Raw genomic sequence first — 2,567 nt, 5'->3', positions numbered from 1 at the left:
TGTATTTGATAATTTAAAATTGAGCCACTTTTGAAGGGTTCGATCACATAAAAAATGAGCCACCTGATTTCCAATTTTCATTACCTCCCTTATGATTGAAAGTGCTTAAACTTTTCATCAGAGGGAGAGAAAAAGGATGATCAAGATGGCTCAATTTCATCATATCAAATTCTTGTATGAGGTAGAAGGGCTATCCCAACGACAAATTGCTCAAAAATTAGGGATTTCAAGAAATACCGTAAGCAAATATCTAAAACAGAATGAGGCTCCAACCACCATTCATCGGCAGAAAAACTATCATGGAAAGGAGTATTCCGATGAAACAAAGCGAGTCTTACCCATTATTGATCAATGGCTCGAAGACGATCTAAAACGTTGGGGAAAACAACGCCATACCGCTGCCAGAATTTATCGAAGATTAGTCGATGAGTACAATTTCAAAGGATCTGAGTCCAACATCCGTAAGGTTGTAGCCAAACGTAAGAAAAAGCTGCAGGAAGTCTTTATTCCCCTTGATTTTCAACTCGGCCACCAATTCCAATTCGACTGGGGAGAGGCGGATATTATTCTACAGGGTCGAACACAACGGATTTACCTCTTTTGTATGCAACTTTCGGCAAGTCGAATGCGATTTGTACGAGCATACCTGCATGAGAAACAGGAGGCTTTCTTAGATGGCTTTGTCCATGCGTTTGAATTCTTTGGAGGAGTACCTACCGAAGGGGTATTTGATAATTTAAAAACGGCTGTAGTAAAAATACTCCAAGGGAGAGATCGTCTCGAACAGGATGCTTTTCTAGCCTTACAAGCCCACTATTTGTTTAAGGCAGAGTTTTGTAATATTCGTTCCGGGAATGAAAAAGGACGAGTGGAAGGGACGGTCGGATACGTAAGAAGAAACGCCTTCGTTCCGCTTCCGGACGTACAATCGCTGGAGGAATTAAACGCTTATCTATTGGACTGGTGTTTGAGAGAGGCGGAAGAAAAAACCGTTCCGTTCACTAAAGAAACGGTTGCGCAAATGTGGGCGAAAGAAAAGGAGTATCTACACCCACTCCCTGAAAAGAAGTTTGAAGCTTGCCGGTTGGTCTCTTGTCAGGTGAATAAGACCTCTTTAATTACAGTGGAGACCAATCAGTATTCTGTCCCTTGTAGTTATGTAGGTCAAGCTGTATGGGCAAAAATGTTTGTCGATCATGTGATCGTTGTGGCTCAAAATCAAGTGATCGCTGAACATCCTCGTTCTTACGAACGAAACCAGATGATCACCAATCTAGATCATTATCTGGAGGCATTATTAAAAAAACCGCGAGCGATTCGGGACGCCCATGCATTTCAATCATCTGACCTTCCGGATGTATTTAGGCGTTTTCACCGAAAAATGAGGGAACAAGAAGGAGCCGCGGGCGACCGTAAATTTATCCAACTCCTTCTCCTTCATCGAGAAATCGGGATGGAAAAATTGACACAAGCACTACGAGAAGCTGAACAAGCGCAGGTCTATCGGTACGAAGTCGTCCATGAAATCATTCAAAGACTGACGAATAACTACTTGCAGGTCCAAGATCTATCTAAGGAGAAAACGCCTGTAAATCTACTAGACTATAAAATTCAAACGGCAAACGTAGCTCAATACGGACAATTAACGGGAGGTCAGATGAAATGACAACGGAAATCCTTTTAGACCATATCACGAAGCAATTGAGAATGCCTACAATTGCGAAACAATATCGCTCTCTCGCAAGAGAGGCAGAAGAAAGAAATCTACGGTATGAAGAATACTTATTGGCACTATTAGAAGCAGAAGTGCAGGCAAGAGAGGAAAATCAAAGACAGCGAAGGCTCAAACAAGCTGCCTTTCCCATCCACAAAACTTTAGACACCTATGATTTTACTTTCATGCCGAGCTTAAATCGAAATCGATTTCTCACACTCGCAAAAGGTGAGTTTGCAGAGAGAAAAGAGAATATTATTTTTCTAGGGAATAGTGGCACAGGGAAAACCCATTTGGCCATTGGGCTTGGAATCGCCATGATCCAAAATGGCTACAAAACAAAATTCATTACTGCTTCCGAGTTAGTGGAAGAGTTGCTTATTGCTAAAGAAGAGCACAAACTTGGTGCGTTTGAGAAGAAGTGGCTCAAATATGATGTGATCATCGTAGATGAACTGGGATATATCCCCTTTTCCAAAACAGGAGCAGAGCTATTATTTCAGTTCTTTTCCAATCGCTATGAACGTGCAAGTGTCATCATTACAACAAATCTTGAATTTGTAGAATGGACGAACATTTTTGGGGATGAAAAGATGACAGCAGCGTTGCTTGATCGGCTCACTCACCGTTCGCACATTCTTCTTCTAAACGGAGAATCTTATCGATTCCGTCAAAGTATGAAACAGAGGGAAAATGGGGAGTGGTAGCCAGATGCGCGAAGTGTTTGGATGACTTGCCCCTAGGGGCAAATCATCCAAACACCCACCCTCTCCCATTTATGGGAACTCTGATTCTAAAAGTGGCTCACTTTTGAAGTGATCGCTCTGGCTCAATTTATTATTGACAAAAACAG

The 2,567-nt window shown here is 42.0% G+C and carries 2 protein-coding genes; both read left to right on the top strand.

Annotated elements, in window-relative coordinates:
* The first annotated feature begins 136 nt into the window (after positions 1-136).
* Entirely contained in the window at positions 137-1,666 is a 1,530-nt protein-coding gene (gene istA / locus IEW48_RS16405) for an IS21 family transposase (RefSeq protein WP_188624693.1), read from the top strand.
* Positions 1,663-2,421: an IS21-like element helper ATPase IstB gene (istB, locus tag IEW48_RS16400; protein ID WP_011888502.1), complete on the top strand. Its 759-nt coding sequence runs from the start codon at positions 1,663-1,665 to the stop codon at positions 2,419-2,421. The genes istA and istB overlap by 4 nt, the downstream gene beginning before the upstream one ends.
* The last annotated feature ends 146 nt before the right edge of the window (positions 2,422-2,567 follow it).

The sequence above is a fragment of the Caldalkalibacillus thermarum genome, from assembly GCF_014644735.1.
GTDB classification, from domain to species: Bacteria; Bacillota; Bacilli; order Caldalkalibacillales; family Caldalkalibacillaceae; genus Caldalkalibacillus; species Caldalkalibacillus thermarum.
The sequence above is the reverse complement of the archived record's forward strand: the minus strand, read 5'-3'. Positions and strand labels throughout refer to the sequence as shown.

Coding starts and splice junctions, on each gene's coding strand:
- istA (WP_188624693.1), top strand. CDS start 137: ATGATCAAGATGGCTCAATTTCATCATATCAAATTCTTGTATGAGGTA.
- istB (WP_011888502.1), top strand. CDS start 1,663: ATGACAACGGAAATCCTTTTAGACCATATCACGAAGCAATTGAGAATG.